This is a genomic window from Burkholderia lata (assembly GCF_902499025.1).
GTDB classification, from domain to species: domain Bacteria; phylum Pseudomonadota; class Gammaproteobacteria; order Burkholderiales; family Burkholderiaceae; genus Burkholderia; species Burkholderia lata_C.
This window is the reverse complement of the sequence record NZ_CABVPW010000027.1, coordinates 104,669-130,542: the sequence shown is the minus strand read 5'-3', so window position 1 is coordinate 130,542 and position 25,874 is coordinate 104,669. Positions and strand designations below refer to the sequence as shown.

The following is a 25,874-nucleotide window of genomic DNA, read 5'->3' as shown; positions in this document are numbered from 1 at the left end:
AATAGATGTACTACGCTGTCTCAGGGTGGGTCAGATTTAGATGAAATCGGTGGGTTAAGACTCGGTGGAAATCAACAGCGGCTTCACCGGTCGAAGTACATGACCAGCGCAGCCTGGATCAAGAATAAGTCGCTCAAGATTGCGTGCGTGAACACCGTCGCCAGTGGAGTCGATCACACTCGACTTACCCACACAAATCATGGCATGAGAGATGTCCGCACCGGTGACCCTGCGGATCGTTTGGCTCATTGGCTCGAGCGTGGTCGTCAGAACAACATCGCCGGGCTGGATGAGGCCGACAACGAACGCCCTGGGTTGCAATTTCAATTCGCTCATTTCACAACTCAGATTGAGCATCGATCCGACGCAGGTACTGAATGATGGGGTCTCCGCTGTAGCTGTCCGCCCCTTTCTTAATCGGCTCAAACAACACCTTCTCAGCCAGCCGTTGCGAGGCAACATTGTCCTCACCAACGATGGCCTCAATCCAGAAGGCCGTCATTCCTGCTCGGCTGAAGCCGTTCCACATCTCCTTGATGGCGGCAACAACAACCCCACGAGCCTTTCCCTGCCCCCGGTAAGCCTCAGCAACCGCCCAACCCACGTTGAAACAAGGCTCGCCCTCGACAGGGTCACATGGAATAAACTGCACGAGAGCCACGACGGAACGCCCAGCCATCTGGGCATAGCTCCGCCTAGTTTCGCCGTTGGGCCGATCCATATGGACCAGCAAGTTTCGGTCGAGGTCGCCGCGCTGCACTGTTATCGCATTTGCAGCAAGTGCTTGTTGAAATGATTTGAGTGCTCCCGCCACATCCGGCAAAGGTATAATATTCACCTATTAGGGTTTACGACGTCGACCAAAAAATCTTCAAGCAAATTAATTTCCAGCCGCTTCGTCCAATGTGGATCACTATGCCTTAAACCAGTCAGCACCTTTGAGATCGATGCCCCTCTATTCAAGTCGACCGACAATACATCGGCCGCAAAGGAGGCAAAGTCCCCGCCTGCGAATATCGCGGACGCCTGAAGAGGAACTGACCGATTCCCGACAGACCACTGAGCCAAATGGCCAGGCAGAGTTTTTTACCATTAAATTCAAATAAACAATATTCTATTTCCCCACCCCGACAGGGAATAGGACATAACAGCCAGATACATGACAAATACATTTAAAGCGCATACAGCAAAAGACTGCACACAAATAATTAACCTACGCTCGTCAAACACCTTCTAACATAGACCATACTTGGTGATAGTCTGCGCCACGCTGCTTCCCAAGGGCACTCGCCCACGTTTCACGACTGCCTTTTAATTCTTCGCGCAATCGATAAACGCTTCCGCCCTGTCCAAGTGACGACCTAGCAGCAAGGCCCAACGCAGCATTGCGTGGCACCCCGGCACTACGCAAAGCGATCGCGGAGTCGCGATTGACACCATACAAGGCCATAGATGGAACATTAGCCGCCTCGCGGCGCTGTTCGTCACTCATTGACTCAAGGCTCGTACCGAACTTCATCGATATCAATGAAGCAAGCCCCCATGATGCGGACGTAGATATCTTCTTCACGTTTCTCATACATTCCGTAATTTTCTCTACGTCTGTTTCACCCTCGAAGTACTCCTTCGCAATGTCAGGAATGGGGCGGCCGTTCACCCAATCTGCAACCATGAACGCTAACTTGCTACCATCCGAGCCCTTGCCAAATTCCAGATTCTCGCGAATTTCCGGAATCTTGAGCAAAATTCCCATGACTTCCTTCAAAGTCCTATTTTTTCCATTAAACAGTAGACTTCCGCTCAAGAGTGATTCAGGCGCATGAACTTGTGCCAAGTCACTCAACGCACGACGAACACTTTCTATAGAAAATCCTGTCGAATCGACTAACTTGACCGCCCCCATGTCCGAGGCAAAGCCTTGTGCGTATTGCTGCGTTTGAATCAGCAGGTGTCGCGCCAGCACCGTATTGTTCTCACGGAGAGCTTTGTAGCCCAATGTCCCGCGCAAGATAAGCTCCAACTCATCTGCAAATTTCACGGGGCCGACACGCCGGAACGTGTGAGTAATGAACTGAGCGAAGGCTGACCATTCCGGTTGCCACACGAAATCCCTTAGCCCTTTTAGGGCGCGCTCGTCATATAGCTTTTGTGCCATTGCAAGTAGCCTCGACGCGAGATTCTCGAGAGCTTCACTTACAAATTTCTCATGCTTGGTTTGCTGCTCTTGCGTGCTGCTAGCGAGTGCGACAACACCGACTGCTTCCTGGTCAACACGCCCCACGCGTCCAGCAATATTCCAGAACTCGGAGTAATCCATCTTCGACTTATACGGTTGGGAAATCGTCGCCAACACCAAGTTCGAAATCGGGAAATTCACCCCTTGCGCAAGTGTGGTGGTTGAGCAAAGAGTGTGAAGCTGTCGTTCGGAAAAAAGCAACTCGATGAATTGGGCAACCTCCTCAGGCAATCCTGAATGGTGGACCGCAACACCGACGTTTATATAGTCGGCCAATGGAAAGTCCTTTCCCAACTCATATTCAACAAAGCGTGCAGCAAGAGCCCGCCTTGTATTTGACTGTTCGCCAAGATTGTCAAAATACATCGCCAGCGTTTTCGCAGCATCCCATGTCGCGTCAACGCGACCGCACAACAAAACTGTAGGGCCACGCGTACTCAAAACCTGAGTAGTAGCAACAGCAAGCTTATTTACCGCAGTCTTGGATACGGATTCCGTAAGTCCAAGCAATGGGCTCACGCCGGGAAGCGTCACCACTTCATCGACGAAAAGTGTCCGCCTCGGCGTATGCAGCGTGCGAAATTGAATATCCTCTAGCAGTTTCCCACGCTTCGCCTTATCGCGAGGGGGCAGGGCGAGACCGACGACTCTATCATTCGGCACCCAATCCGCCGCAATGGAGTAATCCTGATAATTTACCTGGTCGAGCCACGTCGCGACTTCCTTCGCGTTCTTAATAAACGGCGTCAGAAGTAGAAAGCGCGCGTCTCGATGCTCTCGATTCAGCATCGCCAACAGCAATTCAAGTTTGATGGCACGGTCGTCTGAGCCACCTACATTGTGCGCTTCATCGACAACGACCAATGCAAGCACGCCGAGCTTGTCGCGTATGTCATCGCGACGCATCAGTAAATCAAATTTCTCGGGTGTGCAAACAAGCACATTGACCGGTGGTTCGGAATTCTCAGCAGACTCAGCGTCCAAAATAGCTGCTTCGACAGAATCGAATTCCAATGCCGGAGATAGGCGTTCAACGCGTAAACCTAACTCTCCGAAATCGTGACGTAGCTTCGCCGAGATTTGATTGACTAGAGCACGCGTTGGCGCAATGTAAGCAACAAAACCTTTAGAGCTGCCCAGGTCATTTATCGCTTGCAGTATTGAGAATTCTGCAATAAGCGTCTTTCCACTAGATGTCGGTAAATTTACGACTATCGAGCGGCGGGCTGTTGAAATGAGCCCTTCCTCAGCCAAGGCAGCCCGCTGAGGCGGAAGCAGTTCGAAGATTGGATTGTGTGGTCGATTTACAAGGTAATTAGCAAATCGCTGCGTTAGAGAATTTGCACCTCGAACCGCGGTGCGAACCGAGTTAGCTATCAACTGCTTCGCGGCAGCATGCAACAGAATCCCAACGTCGAGCAAATCTAACGAGCGAGCGCGCTCAAACGCCTCGATTGCACGCTCGAACTGCATGTCGGTTTGCGCGCCAATATCTGATGCACCCTCACTGCGTCCAGTTATCGTGTAGGACGCCATCCGGTCAGCCGCACTGGCGAGATTGTAGAGCCCCACAAGCTCAAGGGCGGCAGATTTCTGTTCCCGCGTGCCCCGTCCTTGGAGCCATCGACTCTCGTATGTCTTTTGCTGCGCCCTCAGACTCGCAATTATTGAGACCGTGGCATCAATGTCGTCGCGGCCGTCCTTGCGCAACAAGCCAACCCAGGCAAACGCAACAGACTGACGCACATATGGCAGCCAATGCTCTCGAGGTGCAGAAATGGATGCCATCTCGGTCCGCAGAAATCTGCGGGCTTCAGCCGGGCGGTCAGCAATGATGGCGAGCGTAGCTGTCCGCAACAGCCAAGTCAGATGGTCTTCTGGTGGCTCATCGTCGGGACGCTCATCTTTAAGCAGGAGATACGATTTTGCTGCTCGGTTGCGAAGCTCGGGGGCAAGCTGATTCGGCCCCATGGCATCAAGAACTGCAAGCTCTGCAATGACTGAGGCGAGTTCGTCCCTAACCTCATCGCGAAGCGATAGGCCAAACGTCTCATAGATACGCCGCTTTTGCGCCTCGGCATGTGCACGTTCGACGCTTCGCAGGGTTTCAGAAGTAGCCACGATGCTGTACCTATCAAAGCGGTGTGCAATGTAGCGACCAATTTTTGGCTGGAACGCAGATATACAGAGCGAGAAGCGAAACGCAATCTACGTTCGGCAACTTGCCCGACAACGCCCCGGCGTGATGAGCAACATCTTTCGCCTGCGGAGTAGTGTCTCGAACGAGGACACCGACGAGCTCTGCCCCCGTCGGAAATTCGTTCGCAAGACGCTTGAAAGCTTCCCGCCAGACGGGCATAAGCGAGGTCTCGCGAACCCGGCTGTATGTGTACGACAAAAGGCGCCTGAGCACTCGCCAGTCGGTGGCAAGCGTATAAAGTTGGTATTCTAACCCTTTGTTCCCGTACATGACCGCCGGGGGAACTTTCAAGTCCGATGAGGTCTTCACCTCGGCAAACAGGAACCGGTAGCCACCGTCATCCGACGGTATAAAACCCACTATGTCAGCGCCCGGAAGGCTCGCGCGAACTGACCGCATGTCTCGCCTACGGTTTGTCGGCCAGATGGCTTGCAACTGTGACTGCAAGGCGAGTTCCGCCATTGCTTCGCCGATGTCATTCTCCGAGAGTTGCTCATCTGGAGCCATGAGCGCCGCGTGTAGCGCTGTATCGTCGAATCCCTCGACTCGCATGAAATCGTTCAGGGCGGCAACTTCCTCCGCGTCATACGCGCGGTTGCGAACTGGGCCCTTCAACCAATCGATGCAATCGGCTTCGTCAGCGACACAAAGCCCCAGGTACGCAACACCCGCCTCGGCGGACTTATAGTTCTGCTTCGTGGAAGAAGGCAGCATACAATTCGATTTTTTGCCAAGAACACACGTCTTGGTCGTTTTCTTCAAACCGTCTGGTCTACGACGGCCCCTCGGCGCTACTCTTATCGTCTCTCACACACTGCACCAACACTCATCATCCGCCTAGAGAGCTCCAACTTCCCCATATCATCTACTGCTTTAGCTAATTTAATCAAGCTTGTGTGTGGAGAAGGGAGGTGAGGCCCTAGCAGGCGGGTCGGATACCGATGATAGTGGATAAGATGGGAGCCTTTATGTCACTGCGGCATGGCTGATTTAGTAGGGGTGGCCATCAGCACACCACATTGGCCGACAATTGGAACGAGTGGCGCCGAGGCCGTGCTGCCATCCAGGCGAGATTCACGTCCGATTGTCGCAAACAGTCTCTAAATTCTGCAGCTGTCAAAGATGACAGCCACCTCCCACTTGAGGTATCAGCGATATTCCCGTTGGGCCAGAATCGCTGTTGCTGTCGGTAAGCCACCCGGAAGACTATCTATACGACCAAAGCGATCGAGTCCAGTACTCGTACCTGCGACTTGATCTAGCTCTGAGTGATAGTTCAGATCCCGATTCGTTCATGTTAATCGTCGACGTCGGAAAAGATAGACCGTCCTGCCGTAACGTCTCTTACTTTCGCAGGTGCAACTTTCTCCCAAAAGCTAGCTGAACTGTCCTCTGACTCCGTTGACTTGACCGATCTCTTAGCGTCTGCCAACTCATCTTGTAACTCTTGGATTCTGCTCTGCAAGTCGTCAGGAATCAGATCTTCGATGTCGCGAAGGAAACTAGAGACTGGGTCAAAATGATCGTCGAGATCGCTGTCTGGATCTGCGCTATCAGCGAGGTTCGATATACGGTCACCAATATTCTCGTCCAGCAATCCGAGTAGTTTCCCGGTAAGGCGCATCAGTTCTAGAGGCGAAATAAGCCGGAGCAAGTCGTCGTCCTGGAGGAAAGACAGGTCGAGATTGCGAAGTGCTGCTTCTTGGAGCTCGTCGCTCGTTGCCAAACGCACACTGTCCTCCAGAACTCCAAGTCGATGAGCAAGCCCGTGGAGTCGAATACGATTGTTCCACCCGACCTTATGCCAGGAACGTTCGTCGCCGTGCCTTCTTAGAATGGAGGGGTCGAGTTCGAGGACCTTGTTGGCCACAGACTCCGGACATCGCCCCACCAAAAATAGAAACAATTTCTCATTAAGTCCTGCCGCATCCGGCGCATCGGCTAAGCGTCCGATTAGATTGTCGAAGCTCGTAGCAGGCACTACTACAGCGTCGCGCACGCTTGGTGCTCCTTCGCAGACGGCTTCGCTGAGTAGGTTTTCAAGGCGTGTGCCGCGAACGTATAGGCCGACCAAATCTGACCTAACACTCAGGATGCTGCTTATCGCGTCTGCGAACGTAGGATGAACGAATCCCCAACACATTTGCCCGCTTTCCAAGCGTTTTAGCAAGAAAACGCCTTGAAGCTGACCAAGTGCTTCGATGACGGACGCAACCGGCACTCCAAATTTGTCTGCGGCCACCTTACACTCCGAATCGCCGGCCGAGTGATCAGGGAGCACGGAGCGAGCAAGAAAAACGGACGTCATCGCCGCTTGCTGCGCGGCTGTGAGTTCGAGAATCGTTTCCTTTAGGAATTCCTGAGGCTCATGCACAAAACGAAATAGATCGTCGGGCAGCGACTTTACGCCGGTTGTGTAGCTCGAATCCCCTAATCTTCGCGCGATTTCTGGAAGCAAGTAAGGCTGTTCGGCCAAGCTTTGCAGGTGAGGCTTCACCGCCTGCTTCCAGGTCTTCGTCTGGATTCCGGCCTTTATGTGGTTGTACAAGATCTGCTGCCGCTCCTCGGGACTGAGCCAACCTACGTCCACGACCGCCCGACCATCCGCAAGAAGGGGGTGATTTCTGGTGCCGAGCTTGTGCTTTGCCGCATTCCAAATGTGTGTACGGGACGTGAGGACAAAGTGATTGCCCAATTCAATCGCTGCCTTCATTTTCGGCATAAATTCGATCCAAGCGTCGACATAGTCATCTCTCAGCTGATTCGGACCGAAGGCATCGTCTATCCAGAACAAGCGATTTCGCTCATGCGGATTCCAACGGGATCGTAGCTCAAGAGGGCCTTCACACTTGAAAGTTTGATGATGTTCGCTGTCTATCGCGGTGGTTGCCAGAATTGCCGCCAGCATTGACTTGCCCGCGGCGGGAGAACCCAATAGCAAAACGAACTTGTTTTCGCCGAGCGCTCGGACGGCAGTCCTGTGCGCCCCGGTGGGCACATAAACTTTCAAGCTTGGCAATAAGTGTCCGAGAAGGGCTTCCGTTTGCGCTGCACATCTTTCATCGACAATAGTTGATAGATCACCCAAGCCGTAGACGCGTGGCACTAACGCCCGTAGTCGCGAGCTGCTTTTAATTTGAAGCGTGAGCCACTCGCGCCCAAGAACGTGAGGCTCAAGAACCCCGGCTTCAGTCAGCGCGTCTCGAATCTCCGACGCTACGGGAGCATCTATGCCAAGGTTGGTAATGAAGTAGTAGACAGATGCTTTGCCGGCGGAAATAAGGTTCCTGACAGTATTCAATTCGTCGGATATATCGGAAGGTCTCAGCCTGCCGTCTGCCCGACTACTGAATTTGCATTGGACAGTTGCTTCAGTGGATTGGTCACGCCCGTCCCTTGCGGGAAGCATGAAGACAGCATCCTGCCCACCATCCTGCGCTTCGCGATAAACTGAAACGGTACGGTTGAACGCTACCTCACATACTTGGGCGCAAAGATCTTGAAAGGCCTTCCAGCCCAGCGTGTTTAACGCGAGAAATACATTCGGTGCCTGAGGAGTCGATTTAAAGTCTTCCATACACATTTTTCCCCTTCAACTTCACCAGCCCAACACATCACTCGTTAGCTTGCCTGCAAACTTGATTTGGGGAGTTCAGCGATCAGGGAGGCGGCAGCGGTTCGGCAGTTTGACCAAAATAGGCCATGCAAACGGCCTCCCGAAACGCAGCTGGTAGCTGGCCTTGGGCGTGGAGATCTTCCACGGTTCTGACGGCTAGAAAAGGCTTGTTTTTGCGAGGCGCTTGATATCCCAAGAGGCCCTCCAGATCTGGCGCAACCAAATGCCGTTGATTGGCACCAGCGACTAACAGGGCGAGAATATTCTGGTTGTTTGCCTGCTCGGCCGGATTGCCAGGATCCTCGTCGTGCAGTACGCGATAGGGGATGTTGAATGCGTTCAGCACGCGCTGAAACGCTGGGACGTTCGATTTGCCGTTGCAGTCCACAAGCGACACCTCGCGCCGAAGTCGTAGATGTCGTTCGAACAGTCCCATTAGCTCTGCGCCTCGCTCGAAAGCTGCAATAGCGCTAAATTCCTCCATAAGCACGACCCGTTTGGCGAAGAAAAGCTCATTCACGGTAGGATCGAAGCGTGCCACAGTATTCAGTCGCTGCCTGTCGGCTTGGAGAGGTTGCCCGGGAAAGAGATCTTGGGTCACCTGATGCGCAGCCGCGTCACCTTGTGGCGTCTTGAACATCCTAACGATAGCTCGATACTTGGTGGCGATATCAAGGAACACTGGTGAATGAGTGCAGCATGCCACTTGGGTAGAAGCTTGTTCAGCCAAACGATACAGAACGTCACGCATCAACCGCTCCATTTGCGGATGAAGATATAGCTCCGGCTCTTCGATCAGCAGGATGTTGGCTCTTACCGGTGCGAGGGCCGCACCAGGTACAACCTGCGCCTGCGCATCGGCCAGTGATTGCAGCAAGGTAATGACCAATGTCCTCTGAAGGCCGTGTCCTTGGTGTCCAACGTCAGTATCGATGCCTGCTTCCACGTCACGGATGGCCAGAGACGTTGATGGCAGCACCATCGATCGAATCTCCGGCGCTTCCGTACGAATCAGCGCCTGGCCTCCTACTACTTCGTTAAGGCTCCGGTTGATCCGGTCCTGTAGGTCCCGAACCTCCTGGGCTTGGCGTTGAGGATTGGCCTCGTCAGGGCGGAACAAGGCCAACACCTCGTCCAACGCCTCTTGCAACCGAACCATTTCCGGGCGCTGTGCCAAGCTTCGCTCGACAATGAGATTCACCAACTTGCCGTAGGTCGACGCATCCTTCGCGTTGGTCTCGTCGCTAGCTTCTTGCACCGCCCGTACCAATATGGGGCGTGGCAGGATGGAGTTGGCGTTGCTTTTCCAATTTCCGCCGCCACCTGGGTTAGGCACCCAATTGGGCGCCCCGAAAGCCACGAGGTCAGGCCGTTGCCGTCGCACCGCCTCGCGCAGGGTCTCTCTCGCAGCGTTCGTAGGGCGAACTCCGCGATTTGGCAGCGCCGCAATGAGCGGCTGATATTCCTCTGGAAATGCATTCCAAGTCGCGTCAGCCTCTGGCCAGCCTTCAAATCGCTCAGCGCCGGAGAACGAATACAGCGCCTCTTTCCACCCACCCGATTCGCCGTCCTCGCCCGGCTCGAACCAGTAGCGCTTCTTCAAGACCCAGCGGTCGCCGTTCATGCGACCACGAACTGCTACCTGAGTTGTCTCTTCGTCGCTGAGACCGTCGAAATGTCCAATGAGCTCGATCGCGTTCGCCACATCGGTCAGATGTCGCCGGAACAACGATGGGTCTTTAATAGCGCTGCCGCTCAGGAAAGCAGCAATGGCCGACAGGATGGTTGACTTGCCGGCGTTGTTTTCACCGATTAGCACCAGCAAGTCCTCCCACTCCAAGCTGGCATACTCGACGCACTTAAAATTTCTGACCTCGAAGCGACACAGGCGCATGCGATTTCTCCCCGATATCAAACTGTCTTGAACACTGGCTCCTCAGTACATCAGCTTCATTTGTCTCGTTCGATGACGTCGTAGTACGACTAGTCATCGCCAATCTTACGTCAACAACCAGATAGCCGCGACTGACTACTTGCCGAACCTTGCGGTCGACCGATATGGTCGGCCATATATCACAATAGGATCAGCCTTAGTTTCGATACAGCAACGTGGCGTCATCAATAGCCAACGGCATCAGGAACTGCTTGGTCGGCTATTTCGAAACTTATTATGGGGTGGATCTCCCGAATGCTCGTCCTCCTTGCAACGTCCTGGCCCTGCGCAACCGGAACGAAGTGAAGCCGTTGTTCCTGCCATCAGATCACGAGTGGCAGCTTCACTTGCTTGGCACGAAACAGTGGCTGCATCGACTGGAAATTATCGACATGCGCACCCAATGCCATGACGCTCCTTGCGGAGTCAGATAAAACCCAACGCATACCGTATCTGACGCAATGGAACGCGTCGCCGGTCGACCCTGCCACTGCCCGGCCTCATTTCAACGGCGTGTTGGCAGTCTATTCGCTCCTCTACCGCGGCTAGACCTTCGGATAATCCGGATTCTGTAGCCGCCGACATACGCCAGCACTGGTACAGACAGCGTGCACTCTCAATCTCCTCGGGGAGGCTCGCCACAGGAGAAATGTGCGAGAAAACCAAACCACATCGACACCGCACCATGCTCGGCCGCGTCACCATGATCGGCTTCTCGCACTGTGGACAAACGTCAAGCAGTTGAACAGCATGCACGGGACATGCCGTCATCCAGGTAAGACGATGGGCGGCAAGCATTATTCCGCCGTCGAGCAGGCACATCGGACAGATTCGCTCGCGCGCTCGAACAAGCAAGTGCCGGGCCTCAATCACGTGACGCCCTACCGCGTAACTGAAGGCGGCCCCTCGTGCTCGCCCACCGACTTCGACCGGGCACATCGATCTCATGGTCGATTGCCCGATCCGGCAAACACGCGACAGCTCTGCAATCTCGGCGGAAACCAACGGACCGAACGCAACGCAACCGGCGTCGCGCAGCAACGCCCCAACACTTCTCAGACCGTTGGCGTCCACCAGACGCATGAGCACCGACGACAACGACTCGTCGGGATAGGGTTCGACGCGAAGCGCAAGCGGCAGCCGTAACATCGCATTCGCTGGCCTTGCGGAGCACGACATCCGACTTCGATTTTCCATATCGAACTCCAGATCGATGCGGTGCTCGTTCCTAGCGGTAGGCGCCTGTCTGCATGCTCAGCAGCGTCCGGGCCACCAGTTCCTCTCCGTCGGCGGTATCGAGATACGTAACTGGCTTCTTCCACCCGAGTGACGGCACCTCTTCGTGTAGCCACGTGCACAACCACCTTTCCGCATCAAATCCCTCCGACTCGCCTGACTCGTCGACCATTTTCTGCACAAGATTGACGAGCCTGTTCCAGACCGCTTCAGGCACGCGCTCGACCATACATTCGGATCGCCATGTGCCGCAACGACACGTTTTCATGATGTCCACCTCGCCCAGATTCGAAGTCCCACGTCGGAACCCGTGGCGATCCGATTTGAATCGGATCGCCACGGGTCATCGACAACACCGCGTCACACGGCCTGCACCACTGGACCGCCGATTGCGTCGACCAATGCGCGATGAAGGAATGCGAATGGCGGCTCCGGCAACTCCGTGAACAAACGCATAGAGACGTGCTCAACGCTTCGGGCCGAGCTCAGGATCGACCCCGACCGAGGTCGGTATTGCCGTTCCGCGTTGACCAGTTCCTTGAATCCCCGAGGCCAGTCCGACATGATCCGTCCGATTTTCTGCATGCGCGGCGTCAGTTCGGAAATGGCCTTCGAGCGCAGCCCCTTGTCTGTCGATCCGCTTGTTGCGCCACTGACGCGATACAGGAACGAAAGCACACGCAGCAACTCCCCAAGGTCAAGCGCGGCGAAATCCGGTGGAACGCCTGGCGGACAGTCCGGCACATCATGCTCAAAGCTCATACGCCAGCGTCGATCGATGAGCCGAGTGATCATCAGATCGTCCGTCTTCGCGGGTTGACATGCAGCCGACCCGAGATCCGTCCCGCACTGACAACGCGCCACGCCCGGCCGCATGGACGACACTTCGCGTCGACAGCCCGGACAGCGATCGAACAACTGGACGCCGTGGACAGCACAGCACGTCGCGAATACGTAAGCATTCACACCCAGCACGTGTTGATGCTCAGCGATACACAGCGAACATATGCGCTCGTGGGCGCCGACAAGGATTGCGTCGGGTTCGACCCAGTGGCCATACAAGCTGATCTTCGCGTGCTTCGTCCCGCTACGGTCAATCGCACCCACGGTCAACGGTGTCATCGCCCGGACCAATTTCGGGGAGAGCCGGCAAACGCGGGCAAGCGCATCGACCTCCGAGGCAAAGCGCGGCCGAGCAGCAGCCACGCCGGCGCGGCGCAGGACCATCCCTGGTCCACTCAACCCGTTGACCTCGGCAACACGATGCAGCAACGACGAGAGCGACTCTCCGCGATGCGGAGCAACGCCAAGAAGAAGAGGGGTCGTCATTGCACGTCCTCCGCAAACGGTTCACCTGGTTGGTCAAGCGGAACGCCATTAAACTTCGAATCGAAGGGATCGCGAGAAGGCGGTGCATCCTTCCAGATATGAACGCGAAACGCCGCGGCAAAATCGTTCAGCGTGACACTTTTCCCACCGCGTCTCTCGGCAACCTGGTAAGCACCGTTCAACAGCTTGCACATGTAGTCCACCAGTCCTGCAGTTGCGTAGTACAACTTCATCACGACACGCTTGTCGACAATATCCGTCATCGGCAATGGCATATCTTTGGCGAGCGCCTGCATCACGCCAATGAACGTTTTGGCGCCTTCGTTGGTGTTCACATTGAACGGGCGCATCTCCGTCACGCGAGAAAATCGGCGCCGCAATTGCCCATTGACTCGCAGCACACCCAACAGCGACGGCAGCCCCGCGAGCACAACAGCAGCTGGGAGCCGGTCCAGCAGCACCTTCAACCAGTTCGCAACCTGTCTCAGCGAACGGCGATCGCCCTCGACGAAGTGCTGAAACTCGTCGAGCATGATGATCTCCACGCCACAGCCGTGTACCAGTTTGACAATCTGCTCTGTCAGGCGCGCACTCGATTGCCCAGCTTGCGCGATTTCACCCAAGGCAATCAACATAGCTTCAGCCAGCGATCTGACAGTCGGTACTGCAGGCACGATGACATAGAGGACCGGCACGTGTCGGCGCAACACCTCCTCTCGCACCGGGAATTGGGCACGATAGCATTCGAGCACGGTCGATTTTCCGGCTCCGGACGCCCCGATCGTCGCCAGACACCCTGCTTCACCGGATTCCCGCAGCCATTGATGGATCTCCTCGATACTCTTGAGCGCAGTAACGAAATCGGGATGTTCGACAATGCTTTTACGGACATTAAATCGCTTCATGATCAGCTCCTTACCGTTCATTGCGCTTCGTAACAGAAAATTCAGGAACACTATCGAATCTAACGACCATGGAGTCCACTTGATCGGACTGGGCGGAATCGTCCACGGCGTTCCCGCCAGCGGCTCCCAACAAAATATCCTTGCTCGACTTCCCCTTGATCTGCGCAACCCATTTGCGCTTCTTGAGTTTCTGATCAAGCTCTGCCTTGGCAATGTCGTCTGCGAGACGGATACGCGCTTTTCGAAGCGAGACAGAGTTGATATCGATGCTGCTGTCTCGCATGGTGCCGGTGACTTCGTTGTGCATCCATCTGGTCAAATCCTTCGTGTAATCTGGGTCGGTGCAATCAACGCGAAGGTATTCCTTCTGCCTTGGGTCGTAGACGTAGACAAAGCTGGTCTGCTCGTTGAAATACCGAACCTTGACTTTTTCGTCGTCCGAGATGCTGTGACGAAGCAGTTGCAACGCACTGGAGTTGTACGACAGGTGATCAAACGTCACGCCACTGTTCGTGATCGGACGCATAATGGTGTCCGAGAACGCGACGGAAAGCTGATCGGGATCGGCTGGCATGTAGATAGGGGTCAGCCGTGCACTTTCCTGCCATGCCTGAAACGGTGTCTTGCCCTTCAAGCCACGATGTGGCGCGTGCTGGTAACACTCCACAATCCAGCGCACGACAAACACCGTTAGCTGTTCGAGGGTCACACACGCAAGCTTCTCGGACGGGTACTCTCCACGATCCTTGGTATTCGACCAAGTCGTCCCCGGAATCAAATGGAAGAGTTGTTCCGCTATCGTGCGCATGAACCGCTCCACACGGCCTTTGAACCATGGTGCACGGCTCGGGCAGTACACGAGTGAAATCCCCAGCTCGTCGCAGCCAGCTCGTGTGGCGCCGCCGTGGAATTCCCACGCGTTGTCACCGAAGATCATCTCGGCTACACCTCGCGCCAACCATTCAAGATGCCCCAGGCCTAATCGGTTCAGTAGATCGCGCTTGCTGAGCATGGCCATTTGCATTGCCCATCCGACCTCCTCCTGGCCAGGTGAGCGCGCCCCGATATGAAACCCCATCACCATGCGTGTGTGCGCGTCAATGATGAGCGTCAGTACGGGACGGACGATGACCATACGGGTGCGCTCGCAAACGCACAGCAAGTTCACCGGTGTGTGGTCAATCTCCCACCGCTCGTTGAGTCGTTTTGTCTTGAGCCGACGGAACACCGGTCGATACTGCTTCAGTGCTTCGGTGCGGCCCTCCCGGGCCGCGGTGACGAGATAGCTGTTCAGTTTCCCGACATGACGATAAAGCGTCGCTCTACTAATTGTGGGTAACGGATTTTCCAGGTCACGTTCGTTATGGGCGTCAATGGCATCCTCTACTTGATCGTACAATCTCGTCACGTTGAGTTTCTGGCCATTGAGATAGTGCGTTTCGATGACATCTTCCACCAGCGTGAGCAGTGGACCATCGAGGATTTCGCGTCGCCCCTTGTTTTCATGGCGCGGCACCACGTCCATGGCATCACGTGACGGTTGGTAGCGTTTTCTCCACCGACAGAAGGATCGATAGGTTGGTGGTATCGTTGCACCAACCTCACACGCCACCCGGTTGATGACGGTCTCGACTTCGCGCACGCGCGAGCACTTCGCCTCCTCGACGGCTCTTAGGTAGACGAGTCGCGCACGCATCACGACAAGATCTTCTTCTTTGAAGGTGGTGACATCACGTCGAGCAACAACAATCGGTGATGCAGCCGTCTCACGTAGCGATTCGATACTGACGGACCATGTCCCATTACCGTGGCGTGCCCATATTTCAGTTTCGTGCAGGCGTATTGGCGAGCTGTAGTCGGAGCTGAGCTCGATTCGACCATCGGGCAGCGCAGTCTGAACGCGCCAGACATACTCGCCCTCACGGAACTCGACGCCACGCTTAAGCAAAAATTTTTGCATGACGCACCTCCGAAGGAGCGACGTAAATGGCTGCGTCGGAGGTCAGCGGCACATCGAGATCGATACCCGCGGCGCCATTGGCGATCCAGGTCAACGCAACGTCGCGCGAACGGGCCAGATGCACGAGGTTTCGGAAAGTTTTCGGATACTTCTTTTCAACGAGCCACTGTGCTTCCCGGATCCGTTCGGACGAAATTCGCCCCAGCCACGGCCGCAAGAGCCGCAGAGTCTCGTGACGGGTGCCGGAGATGTAGGTACGTTCATCCCAAATGAAGAGGGCGTGTCCATGCTCCGCAAGGACGGCTCTCGCACGCGCCATGCGGGCCTGCACTGAAGGCTTCTGCAGATCCTTTGCAGGCTTGGCTTCGACGAAGACAGTCGAACTGTCGCGCCGCACAATCTCATAATCCGGCGTGTACCGAAAAAGCTGGCCGGCCTCACGGAGAACAAATGTTCTATCTTGAGCGCTACGAAAGCGCAGTACCTCAGGGCTGAACTCGAGCAAGAGGGTCGTCGCCTCTTCCGCCAGGGAATACCAAGGCATCGAGCAAGCGTTTTTGACAGAGGGCGTGAAACCTCGAAAATTTCCGCCACTGCGGGTATCGTACGAAGGCATGATGATGTCTCCTGCGCCCTTTCGGGCGCGTGGATGTGGGGGGCGCCAGTCCGAATGGACGAGCGCTGGCCGCGCGGATGTCATTTCCACGCAACGAGGAGACGAGTTGGGCCTTGACGCCGATGAGGGGGGAGCTATACTGAAGTCGCTTAGGTTTCAGTTGTGCTCCCGCTCAGTCGGGTCGAAAGAACCAATCCGTCGTAAAGGGTTGGTTTTTTCTTTCTGTCGAATAGGCAGTACTCCTAATTCAATAGGTTGATGGGGAAAGGCATTTTCAGGATGACGTTACCGATCCAGCCTCGCCACCAGCTCATCAAGCAAGGTGACTTCGTCACCGCTTAGACGCGTCGACGCTCGCACCAGGCGATTGATCAGGCGCAACGTATCTGAGTGCAGGTCGTCAGGTAACCGCAATTTCCTTTGCGAGTCCAGAGCGGCTTCAAGCAATGAAGCGACATCGGCGTTGCTCATGCCGAGTACCGCAGCAATCCGCTCGATTTGTTCGGTCGATGGTGGCGGCTTAACCGCGCGTTCCAACTTCCAGACATATTGAATCGCGACCCCAAGCTGCCTGGCCACATTCGTCTGACTGAGGCCGGCTCGCTTTCGGTAGTGCACCAATGCGTTTGAGAATGGAGTCATCGCCTTGCACCTACACATGTCCTATCTCTCAATGTATGTGGTGACCCAGCCGGCGGACAAGTAAATTTTTTCTTCTTCCAGACGACAGCAAAGGCAGAAGAACCCTCGTGTTAGTCAAAAAATAGAGGCACGCGTTATGGAAACGCTGAAAAGGAGAAGAAAATAATTTCCCTTTTTGTACAAGTGTCGGCTCGTATGTTTCTCGAATAGGGTCGATTCATTCGTCAAACTTCTGAACGGCATACGCAAGGAAATCGACGAAAATTAATCCATAGGTGTTCAAACGACGCGCAGATTTGCGGTGACGGATGAACGGTGCCGGCCGGCCGATAAGCATCCGTTGCGCGAAAGTTACACTCCCAAGACAAGTGTGGGCCGGGTTGCAAAGCAACACAAATAGCCATGGCTCACATCGCCACGATTGGTATGACAATTGGAAGCGTGTGCCGCAGAAAGGCTGCACAGAGCCTCTAGGTCTACTTCGTCAGGTCATCAAGACGATCGACAAAGCCATCCCCGGCGATTCGATCAAGTTCTCGCTAAAGCAAGATCACGACAACCTTCGACTCGGAGCGGCCGTAGAAGCCAATCTTGGCGATGCGCTCAAGTGCCACATCGACCTGCACGGGGAGGGTTAGCCGAACGAGCCGAGTAGCTTCGGCAGATGGCTTGCGCCTTGAACTAAGCATCGACCTCCCCATTGGCTTTGAGGAGACACGCCCCAGACGTGAAACGGCGATTGAGCGTCGTCAATGCGGCGACATCGATCTGACACCATCGACTAAACATTGCGTCGTAGGCCGTCACTGCCAAATATTCTCCGATCATTTTCTGCCTATCCATACGGATTACATGCCCAACGCATGAAAGGTAGCCAATTATTCAAAGACAACTTATTGAGACTGCGGACATCTTTTCTGAGAGACAACATTCAGAGAGCCCTCAACAAACCCGCTCCCAACCTCCCGTACCGGTATTCGTCAAACCAACTGTACCGGTACTGTACAGAGAACCGTCGCTAAACTGACCTCCATCCCAGTCCAGAACCGAATGGAGAATCCGCGATGGAATTCCTCACCCTGAGCGCGCTGCCCGCCGGCATGCTGTTCGCGCTCGTCACGTCGATCACGCCCGGCCCGAACAACACGATGCTGCTCGCATCCGGCGTCAATTTCGGGTTCCGCCGCACGATGCCGCACCTGTTCGGCATCAGCATCGGCGTCGCGATCCTGATGCTCTGCGTCGGCTTCGGCCTCGGCGAAGCGTTCAAGCGCGTGCCGCTGATGTACACGATCCTCGAAGCCGCGAGCGTCGCGTACCTGCTGTATCTCGCGTGGCGCATCGGTACGTCGGGCGAAGTGAAGGCACACGGTGCCAAGCCGCGGCCGATGACGTTCGTCGAAGCCGCCGCGTTCCAGTGGGTCAACCCGAAAGCCTGGATGATGGTGCTGACGGCCGCGACGACGGTCCGCCTGTCCGCCGACTACGGGCTGAACGCCGCATGGATGGCCGTCGTGTTCATCCTGATCGGTTTCCCGTGCATCTGCCTGTGGGCCGCATTCGGGCTCGGCCTGCGCCGCTTCCTGTCGAATCCCCGCGCGCTGCGCATCTTCAACGTGACGATGGCCGTGCTGCTGATCCTGTCGTTGTATCCGCTCGTCGCACACCTGCTGGCGTAGTGAGCACTCACCGCACGCCCGTTGAGATTCGTCCGGTGCAGGCGTACCCTTTTGGTACGGGCGCGCGCAACCGCTTGGCCGGTTGCGCCGCTATTGCCGGGAGAGTACCGATGAAGCCACTGCTGAGGGCGGGTGAACACATCGAGGGGATGCACTGGATCGCCGAGTATCACCCGCTCACACACGAGATTCGCGTGCTGCGCGAAGACATCGAGATCGGTATCTACTGCGCGCCGCCGACGATGTTCGGCGAAGAGGAAGACATGGGCGCCGCGAACCTCGCCGATCATCGCAGCCGGGAGGCCGCGCTGCGCGCGTATCTGCGCAACTTCGTGAAGGCACACGACGCGGAGGAATAGCCGGCGGCCCGCCGGCCGCCGACTCGGCGGGCCGGCGCATCGCACCGGCCCGCGCTTCGCTCAATGCCCGAGCGATTCGATCTTGCCTGCCGGCTGCGTCACGCCATGCGGCCGCGCCATCTGCTTGATCAGCAGCGCGACGCACGCGAGCAAGCCCGCGACGGCGATCGTCGCGAACACGCCCGCGAACGAGAAATGCCGGCGCGTCAGTTCGGCGACGAGGAACGATCCCGCAATCCCGCCGAAGCGGCCGACGCCGAGCATCCACGCGACACCCGTGCCGCGCCCCTCGGTCGGATAGAACGCGGCTGCGAGCGCCGGCATCGACGATTGCGCGGTGTTCATCAGCACGCCGGCCACGAACACGACCAGCACGAGCAGCCCGACGTTGCCGGCCGCCTGCCCGATTGCATAGACGCTCACCGCGGTCAGCGCGTAGCACACCGCGATCACGCGGTTCGCGTTGAAGCGATCCATCAGCACGCCGCACAGCACCGCCCCCACGCCGCCGAGCGGGAACAGCGCGGAGATCAGCGTCGCGCTCTTCGGCGTCAGGCCGGCATCCTTCAGCAGGATCGGCATCCAGTTGATCGACGCGTAGAAGATCACGAGCCCCATGAAGTACGCGAGCCACAGCATCACCGAACCGACGATGTACGAGCGCGACAGCACGACGCCGAGACCCTTGCTGCCGGTCTGCGGCGCGGCTTCGGTCATCGCGAACGAGCCGGCATTCAGCGCATCGCGCGAGATGCGCGCAAGCGTCGCGCGGATCTTGTCGACGGCGTGGTTGTTGGCGACCATGAAGCGCACCGATTCCGGCATCTTCAGCAGCAACAGCACGCCGAGCAGCAGCGGCGTCACGCCGCCGAGGATCAGCACGCTGCGCCAGCCGAAATGCGGAATCATCCAGGCGGCGAGGAAACCGCCGAACGCGGCGCCGAGCGGGAAGCCGCAGAACATCAGGTTGATCACGGTCGCGCGGCGTTTATCCGGGCAGAACTCGCCCATCATCGTGACCGCGTTCGGCATCGCCGCACCGAGCCCGACGCCGGTGATGAAACGCAGGATCGTCAGGTGCCCGATGGTCGTCGAGAATGCGGACATCAGGCATGCGACGCCGAACAGGAATACCGAGCCGATCAGCAGCGAGCGGCGCCCGAGCTTGTCGGACAGCGGGCCCGACACGAGCGCGCCGCACGCGAGGCCGAACAGCGCGGCGCTCAGCACCGGCGCGAGATCCGGTTTGGTGAGGTTCCATTCGCCGAGCAGCGACGGCGCGATGAAACCGATCGCAGCCGTATCGAAGCCGTCGAGCAGCACGATCACGAAACACATGAGGAATACGAGCCATTGAAAACCGCCGAACGGCTGCTCGTTGATGAAGGTCTGGACATCGACCACGGGTGTGCGATTCATCGCTAGTCTCCTGTGTCGATCCAGGTTGGCGCTTTGGCGCTTACCCGGATCCCATGCTTCGCGATCGACCGGAACTGGCGCTTCAGCGCTTGCTCCGGCCCCATGCAAAGCTCATTTGTTTATCAGCGACGCGACCTCGGAACCGCGTCTTGCCTTTGTTCGCGCACCGGTCATCCGGTGCGCCGCGCGCCGATGCTCTGCCGGCGCGTTCATTCATCGTCGAGGCCCGCCACCATCAGTGGGCCTCGACTCAACATCGAACTACAGCCGGCACTTAACCGGCCGCGTCCTGCTCCTTGAAGATCTTGTCCGCGAGATGGAACGCGGAATTCGCGGCCGGCACGCCGCAATAGATCGCGGTCTGCAGCAGCACTTCCTTGATCTCGTCGCGCGTCACGCCGTTGTTGCGCGCAGCGCGCAGGTGCAGCGCCAGTTCCTCGCCGCGGTTCAGCGCCACCATCATCGCGATGGTCAGCAGGCTGCGCGTATGGCGCGGCAGGCCGTCGCGCGTCCAGATCTCGCCCCACGCATAGCGCGTGATCAGGTTCTGGAATTCGTCGGTCACCTCGGTGCGGTTCTCGAGCGAACGGTCGACGTGCGCATCGCCGAGCACCGCGCGACGCACCTTCATCCCTGCTTCATAACGTTCCTGGTCGTCCATCGCCGGTGCCTCACGCGGTCAGGAAATCGAGCAGCGCGCGGTTGAAGCCGTCGGTGCACTCGATGTTCGAAATATGCGCGGCGTCGAATTCGACGTGCTGCGCACCCGGAATCGCGGCGGCCAGCGCGCGGCCCTGGTCGGGCGGCGTCGACATGTCCTTCGCGCCGGTCACGACGAGCACCGGCAGCGCGATGCCTTTCACTTCTTCGCGCAGGTCGGCTGCGTTCAGCGCATCGCAGTTCGCCGCGTAGCCGTCCTTGTCGGTATGCACGAAGGTGTCGCGGATCGCATCGAACAGGCGCGGCTCGCGCTCGACGAACGCGTCGGTGAACCAGCGCGGCAGCACGGCGTCGGCGAGCGCGGCCATCCCTTCGGCACGCGCCTTCTGCGCGCGCGGCGCCCACACTTCCGGCGAGCCGATCTTCGCGGCGGTGTTCGACAGCACCGCGCGAACGATGCGCGACGGGAAGCGTGCGGCGAGCGCCGCGCCCGTCAGCCCGCCCATCGAAATCCCGCAGAAATGCGCGCGTTCGATGCCAACGTGGTCGAGCAGGCCGATCACGTCGCCGGCGAGCTGGTCGACCGTGTATGAGCCGGCCGGCGCTTCCGAATGGCCGTGGCCGCGCGTGTCGTAGCGCAGGATGTTGAAGTGCTGCGTGAGCGGACGAATCTGCGGTGCCCACATCTGCAGGTCGGCGCCGAGCGAGTTCGAGAAGACGAGCCACGGCGCGTCGTCGCGCGCGGCACGGTCGATCCGGTAATGCAGTTTCACGCCGTTGACAGTGGCGAAAGGCATCAATGTTCTCCTGGTGATTGCGCGCCCGCGTGCAGCGCGAGCACGGCGTCGACGTAGGCCTGCGCCTCGCCGACGTAATGAGCGGGATCGAGCAGCCGCGCGAGCGCGTCGCGCGACAGGTGGGCCGATACGGTCGCATCGGCGGCGAGCACATCGAACAGCGTCGCGCCCGTGCGCACGGCTTCCTTCGACGCATGCTCGACGACGTGATGTGCGTCGAGCCGGCCGATCTTGTCGCCGAGCGCGAGCATCACCGCTTCGCCGAGAATCAGCCCGCGCGTCAGGTCGAGGTTCGCGGCCAGGCGTTCGGTGTTCACGTCGAGGCCCGCGACGATCTGCGCGATCTGCGCAAGCGCGCCGCCCGTCAGGCGCGCGAGATCGGGCAGCGCATCCCATTCGGCCTGCCAGCCGCCGAGTGCGCGCTCGTGCTCCTGCACCATTCCCGCGAACACCGTCGCGACGAGGCTCGGCGCGCGCACGGCTGCAGTCAGCACGGCCGCGCAGCCGACCGGGTTGCGCTTGTGCGGCATCGTCGACGAGCCACCCTTGCCGGCAGCAGCCGGTTCGCCGAGCTCGCCGACTTCGGTCTGCATCTGCAGCGAGACATCGCGCGCGATCTTGCCGAGCGTACCCGTCAGCATCCCGAAGCAGGACGCGGCTTCCGCGATGCGGTCGCGCTGCGTATGCCACGGCACGGCCGGTGCCGCGAGCTTCAGGTCCGCCGCCAGCGCAGCCGTGACGCCGGCCGCGTGCTCACGCAGGCTCGCGAGCGTGCCGGCCGCGCCGCCGAACTGCAGCACCAGCGCACGCGCACGCAATTCGGCGAAGCGCGCGCGATGGCGCAGCAGCGCATCGAGCCATTGCGCGAATTTCAGGCCGAGCGTGATCGGCAGCGCCTGCTGCAGCCACGTGCGGCCGATCATCGGCGTCGCGCGATGCGTGCGCGCGAGCGCCGCGAGCGACGCGCATGCTTCGTCGAGCATCGGCTCGAGCACGTCGAGCGTGTCGCGCAACTGCAGCACGGTGGCGGTATCGATGATGTCCTGGCTCGTCGCGCCCCAGTGCACGAACTTCGCGGCCTCGGGATCGTCGGCCTTCACCTGCGCGGTGAGTTGCTTGACGAGCGGAATCGCGAGATTGCCGCCGAGCGCCGCACCGTGCGCGAGCGCGTCGGCGTCGAGCCGGCTGGCATCGCACGCGCGTTCGATCGGCGCGACCGCGGCAGCGGGAATCACCTGCTGCGCGGCGAGCGCACGCGCAAGCGCGGCCTCGACGTCGAGCATCCGCTGGATCGTCGCGCGAGGCGACCAGATCCGGTTGAGCGGCTCGGTGCCGCAGATGAGGGAGGTCAGGCGGGCGCTGTCTTCGAGCATGGCATCAGATAGGGGAAACGGCGTGCGCCTATTGTCCACCCAAGCGTGCCGGCCTGCGCGCGAGCGCACGCGCCGGCACGCCGGGGGTTCAGGCAGCGGCCTTGTGCGTCGCGTCGATCAGCGGCACGCCGGTCAGCTTCTGCAGTTCGTCGAACGACAGGTCGGTGAAGATCTCGCTCACCGCAAGGCCGTCGGCCGTCACGTCGAGCACCGCGAGATCCGTATAGATGCGGCTCACGCATTGCACGCCGGTGACCGGATACGAGCACTGCGCGACGATCTTGCTCTCACCCTGCTTCGTCAGGTGCTCCATCATCACGAACACCTGCTTCGCGCCGATCGCGAGGTCCATCGCGCCGCCGACCGCCGGGATCGCGTCGGGCGCGCCCGTATGCCAGTTCGCGAGGTCGCCGTTGGCCGACACCTGGAACGCGCCGAGCACGCAGTAGTCGAGGTGGCCGCCGCGCATCATCGCGAACGAATCCGCGTGGTGGAAATACGCGCCGCCGGTGAGCAACGTCACGTGCTGCTTGCCGGCGTTGATCAGTTCGTCGTCTTCTTCGCCCGGTGCGGGCGCCGGCCCCATGCCGAGCAGGCCGTTCTCGCTGTGCAGGAAGATTTCCTTGCCTCGATCGAGGTGGTTCGCCACCAGCGTCGGCACGCCGATGCCGAGGTTCACGTACGCGCCTTCGGGGATGTCCTGGGCGACGCGCTTGGCCATTTCATCGCGGGTCAGTCGTTTCATGTCGGGTCTCCTGTCGACCGGAGTTGGCGCTTCAGCGCTTACTCCGGTCCCATACAAAGTTCGGTCAGGCGGCTTGCGATGCGTGTTCGGCGGCCAGCTCGGCCGCGTGCGCGGCCTGCGGCACCTCGACGATGCGCTGGACGAAAATGCCCGGCGTCACGATGTGTTCCGGGTTCAGCGCGCCGAGCGGCACGACTTCCGACACCTGCACGATCGCGACCTTCGCGGCGCTCGCCATGATCGGCCCGAAGTTGCGTGCGGTCTTGCGATACACGAGATTGCCCCAGCGATCGCCCTTGTACGCCTTCACGAGCGCGAAATCGGCGTGGATCGGCGTCTCGAACACGTACGGCTTGCCGTCGATCACGCGCGTTTCCTTGCCTTCCGCGAGCTTGGTGCCGTATCCCGTCGGCGTGAAGAAACCGCCGATGCCGGCGCCCGCCGCGCGGATGCGCTCCGCGAGGTTGCCCTGCGGCACGAGCTCCAGCTCGATCTCGCCGGCGCGGTACAGCCCGTCGAATACCTGCGAATCGCTCTGGCGCGGGAACGAGCAGATGATCTTGCGCACCTGCTTCGCCTTCAGCAGCGCCGCGAGGCCGGTCTCGCCGTTGCCCGCGTTGTTGTTGACGATCGTCAGGTCGCGCGCGCCCTGTTCGATCAGCGCGTCGATCAGCTCGGACGGCATGCCTGCCGTGCCGAAGCCGCCGATCATGATTGTCGCGCCGTCGTGGATGTCGGCCACCGCCGACTGAAGCGATTCGAAAATCTTGTTGACCATGTCTCTTCCTGATACGAACCCGCGGCTCGATGCGCGGCCTGTCGAGGGGACACGCGCGTGCCGCGTGCCGCGCCGGGGCCGATGTCGACTCCGGTATTTGTTCGCTATTCGAACCTAGATTCGATTAGCGAACGATGGGCCGATCATAGGGTCGCGCACAGCGCGTTGTCAAGGCGGGTTCCCTCGGGGGCCGCTGCGTCGTCGAACGGCAAGCCGACGTAGTTTTCGGCGAGCGACTGCGCGGCGGCCCGCGAGCGCGTCACGTATTTCAACTCGGCAAACTTCAGGCGATTGACGAACGGCGAGTCTTCCGGCGACGAATGCAGCATGTTCGTCATGAAGTACGAGAAGTGCTCGGCGCGCCACACGCGCTCGAGGCAGGTCGCCGAATACGTGTCGAGCAGCGTCGCGTCGCCCGTGCGGTAGCGGGCGCCGAGCGCGCGGGACAGCGCGCGGACGTCGGCCACCGCCAGGTTCATCCCCTTCGCGCCGGTCGGCGGCACGATGTGCGCGGCGTCGCCGGCGAGGAACAGGCGACCGTGCTGCATCGTCTCGGACACGAAGCTGCGCATCGGCGTCACGCTCTTCTGCGTGATCCGGCCCTCGGTCGGCGTCCAGCCCGTGTCGTTCGAGAAGCGCGTGTGCAATTCGTCCCAGATCCGCGTGTCGGACCATTCGGTGAGGTCTTCGTCCGGCTTGCATTGCAGGTACAGGCGCGTGACCGTCGGCGAGCGCATCGAGAACAGCGCGAAACCGTTGTCGTGGTGCGCGTAGACGAGCTCGTCGAGCGACGGCGCCGCGTCGGCGAGGATGCCGAGCCACGCGAACGGATAGACGCGCTCGAACGTGTTCAGCCGCTCGGCGGGAATCGTCTGGCGCGCGATGCCGTGGAAGCCGTCGCAGCCGGCGATGTAGTCGCAGTCGATGCGGTCTTCGCGGCCGTCGGCATGCTTGAACGTGACGAACGGGTGCTCGCCTTCGACGTCGTGCAACGCGACGTCGCTCACCTCGAAGTGCATCGCGTGGCCATGCTCGACGCCGGCTGCGATCAGGTCGCGTACCACTTCGTGCTGGCTGTAGACGGTGATCGCGCGCCCGCCGGTGAGCGCGGACAGGTCGATGCGATGGCGCTGGCCCGAGAACAGCAGCTCGATGCCGTGGTGTTCGAGCCCTTCGCGGCGCATCCGGTCGCCGAGGCCTGCTTCGTTCAGCGTGTCGACCGTGCCCTGCTCCAGCACGCCGGCGCGGATGCGGTTCTCGCAGTATTCGCGCGAACGCGCTTCGACGAGGATGGAATCGACGCCTTGCAGGCGCAGCAGATGGGAAAGCAAAAGGCCGGACGGACCGGCGCCGATGATGGCGACCTGGGTACGCATTGTTCGTCTCCTGAA

Annotated in this window: 22 protein-coding genes; 2 read left to right on the top strand and 20 right to left on the bottom strand. The window is 58.8% G+C overall.

Annotated features, from left to right (window positions below):
- Nucleotides 1–54 precede the first annotated feature (54 nt).
- From BDI24065_RS25895 to BDI24065_RS25835, 13 genes are all read right to left on the bottom strand, one after another.
- Nucleotides 55–336, bottom strand: a complete 282-nt coding sequence (locus tag BDI24065_RS25895) for a hypothetical protein (RefSeq protein WP_217481834.1) — start codon at nt 334–336, stop codon at nt 55–57.
- A gap of 1 nt (nt 337) precedes the next feature.
- On the bottom strand, nt 338–679 hold the full coding sequence (locus BDI24065_RS25890) for a GNAT family N-acetyltransferase (RefSeq protein WP_175033654.1): 342 nt from the start codon (nt 677–679) through the stop codon (nt 338–340).
- A 543-nt stretch (nt 680–1,222) separates the two neighbouring features.
- Nucleotides 1,223–4,357 (bottom strand): DEAD/DEAH box helicase, encoded by a 3,135-nt coding sequence (locus BDI24065_RS25885; protein ID WP_175033653.1) that lies wholly within the window; start codon nt 4,355–4,357, stop codon nt 1,223–1,225.
- A 13-nt stretch (nt 4,358–4,370) separates the two neighbouring features.
- A complete protein-coding gene (locus BDI24065_RS25880) occupies nt 4,371–5,198 on the bottom strand; it encodes a hypothetical protein (RefSeq protein WP_143330888.1) in 828 nt (275 codons plus the stop codon).
- A gap of 535 nt (nt 5,199–5,733) precedes the next feature.
- Entirely contained in the window at nt 5,734–8,013 is a 2,280-nt protein-coding gene (locus BDI24065_RS25875; protein ID WP_175033652.1) for a hypothetical protein, read from the bottom strand.
- 82 nt (nt 8,014–8,095) lie between these two features.
- Nucleotides 8,096–9,946, bottom strand: coding sequence for an ATP-dependent nuclease (locus BDI24065_RS25870; RefSeq protein ID WP_175033651.1), 1,851 nt, complete (start codon nt 9,944–9,946; stop codon nt 8,096–8,098).
- Between the two features lie 465 nt (nt 9,947–10,411).
- Nucleotides 10,412–11,068, bottom strand: a complete 657-nt coding sequence (locus BDI24065_RS41550; protein WP_368040797.1) for a hypothetical protein — start codon at nt 11,066–11,068, stop codon at nt 10,412–10,414.
- A 145-nt stretch (nt 11,069–11,213) separates the two neighbouring features.
- Nucleotides 11,214–11,450 carry an antitoxin Xre/MbcA/ParS toxin-binding domain-containing protein gene (locus BDI24065_RS25860; protein ID WP_175033649.1) on the bottom strand — a complete coding sequence of 79 codons (237 nt, stop codon included), beginning with the start codon at nt 11,448–11,450 and terminating at the stop codon, nt 11,214–11,216.
- A 131-nt stretch (nt 11,451–11,581) separates the two neighbouring features.
- Nucleotides 11,582–12,550, bottom strand: a complete 969-nt coding sequence (locus tag BDI24065_RS25855) for a TniQ family protein (RefSeq protein ID WP_175033648.1) — start codon at nt 12,548–12,550, stop codon at nt 11,582–11,584.
- Nucleotides 12,547–13,455 carry a TniB family NTP-binding protein gene (locus BDI24065_RS25850; protein WP_085546229.1) on the bottom strand — a complete coding sequence of 303 codons (909 nt, stop codon included), beginning with the start codon at nt 13,453–13,455 and terminating at the stop codon, nt 12,547–12,549. The genes BDI24065_RS25855 and BDI24065_RS25850 overlap by 4 nt, the downstream gene beginning before the upstream one ends.
- A 10-nt stretch (nt 13,456–13,465) precedes the next feature.
- The gene (locus BDI24065_RS25845) at nt 13,466–15,415 is read right to left on the bottom strand and encodes a Mu transposase C-terminal domain-containing protein (protein ID WP_175033647.1); all 1,950 of its coding nucleotides are present in this window, start codon (nt 15,413–15,415) and stop codon (nt 13,466–13,468) included.
- Entirely contained in the window at nt 15,396–16,031 is a 636-nt protein-coding gene (locus tag BDI24065_RS41170; RefSeq protein WP_226200259.1) for a hypothetical protein, read from the bottom strand. The genes BDI24065_RS25845 and BDI24065_RS41170 overlap by 20 nt, the downstream gene beginning before the upstream one ends.
- A gap of 285 nt (nt 16,032–16,316) precedes the next feature.
- The gene (locus tag BDI24065_RS25835; RefSeq protein ID WP_081103924.1) at nt 16,317–16,673 is read right to left on the bottom strand and encodes a helix-turn-helix domain-containing protein; all 357 of its coding nucleotides are present in this window, start codon (nt 16,671–16,673) and stop codon (nt 16,317–16,319) included.
- A 1,064-nt stretch (nt 16,674–17,737) separates the two neighbouring features.
- Between BDI24065_RS25835 and BDI24065_RS25830 the strand changes: the two genes are divergently transcribed.
- Nucleotides 17,738–18,352 carry a LysE family translocator gene (locus tag BDI24065_RS25830; RefSeq protein ID WP_175033646.1) on the top strand — a complete coding sequence of 205 codons (615 nt, stop codon included), beginning with the start codon at nt 17,738–17,740 and terminating at the stop codon, nt 18,350–18,352.
- 110 nt (nt 18,353–18,462) lie between these two features.
- Entirely contained in the window at nt 18,463–18,711 is a 249-nt protein-coding gene (locus tag BDI24065_RS25825) for a hypothetical protein (RefSeq protein ID WP_175033645.1), read from the top strand.
- Between the two features lie 60 nt (nt 18,712–18,771).
- Here BDI24065_RS25825 and BDI24065_RS25820 read toward each other — a convergent pair whose 3' ends face one another.
- The 7 genes from BDI24065_RS25820 to pobA form a co-directional block, all read right to left on the bottom strand.
- Nucleotides 18,772–20,130, bottom strand: a complete 1,359-nt coding sequence (locus BDI24065_RS25820) for an MFS transporter (protein ID WP_175033644.1) — start codon at nt 20,128–20,130, stop codon at nt 18,772–18,774.
- A gap of 274 nt (nt 20,131–20,404) precedes the next feature.
- On the bottom strand, nt 20,405–20,791 hold the full coding sequence (pcaC, locus tag BDI24065_RS25815; protein WP_034206288.1) for a 4-carboxymuconolactone decarboxylase: 387 nt from the start codon (nt 20,789–20,791) through the stop codon (nt 20,405–20,407).
- A gap of 10 nt (nt 20,792–20,801) precedes the next feature.
- Nucleotides 20,802–21,587 carry a 3-oxoadipate enol-lactonase gene (gene pcaD / locus BDI24065_RS25810; protein WP_175033643.1) on the bottom strand — a complete coding sequence of 262 codons (786 nt, stop codon included), beginning with the start codon at nt 21,585–21,587 and terminating at the stop codon, nt 20,802–20,804.
- Nucleotides 21,587–22,960 carry a 3-carboxy-cis,cis-muconate cycloisomerase gene (locus BDI24065_RS25805; RefSeq protein WP_175033642.1) on the bottom strand — a complete coding sequence of 458 codons (1,374 nt, stop codon included), beginning with the start codon at nt 22,958–22,960 and terminating at the stop codon, nt 21,587–21,589. The genes pcaD and BDI24065_RS25805 overlap by 1 nt, the downstream gene beginning before the upstream one ends.
- Nucleotides 22,961–23,048: 88 nt before the next feature.
- On the bottom strand, nt 23,049–23,705 hold the full coding sequence (locus tag BDI24065_RS25800) for a CoA transferase subunit B (protein WP_175033641.1): 657 nt from the start codon (nt 23,703–23,705) through the stop codon (nt 23,049–23,051).
- Between the two features lie 64 nt (nt 23,706–23,769).
- A complete protein-coding gene (locus BDI24065_RS25795; protein ID WP_175033640.1) occupies nt 23,770–24,483 on the bottom strand; it encodes a 3-oxoacid CoA-transferase subunit A in 714 nt (237 codons plus the stop codon).
- A 143-nt stretch (nt 24,484–24,626) separates the two neighbouring features.
- Complete coding sequence (pobA, locus tag BDI24065_RS25790; RefSeq protein ID WP_175033639.1) at nt 24,627–25,859, bottom strand: 4-hydroxybenzoate 3-monooxygenase; 1,233 nt, start codon at nt 25,857–25,859, stop codon at nt 24,627–24,629.
- Nucleotides 25,860–25,874: the final 15 nt, after the last annotated feature.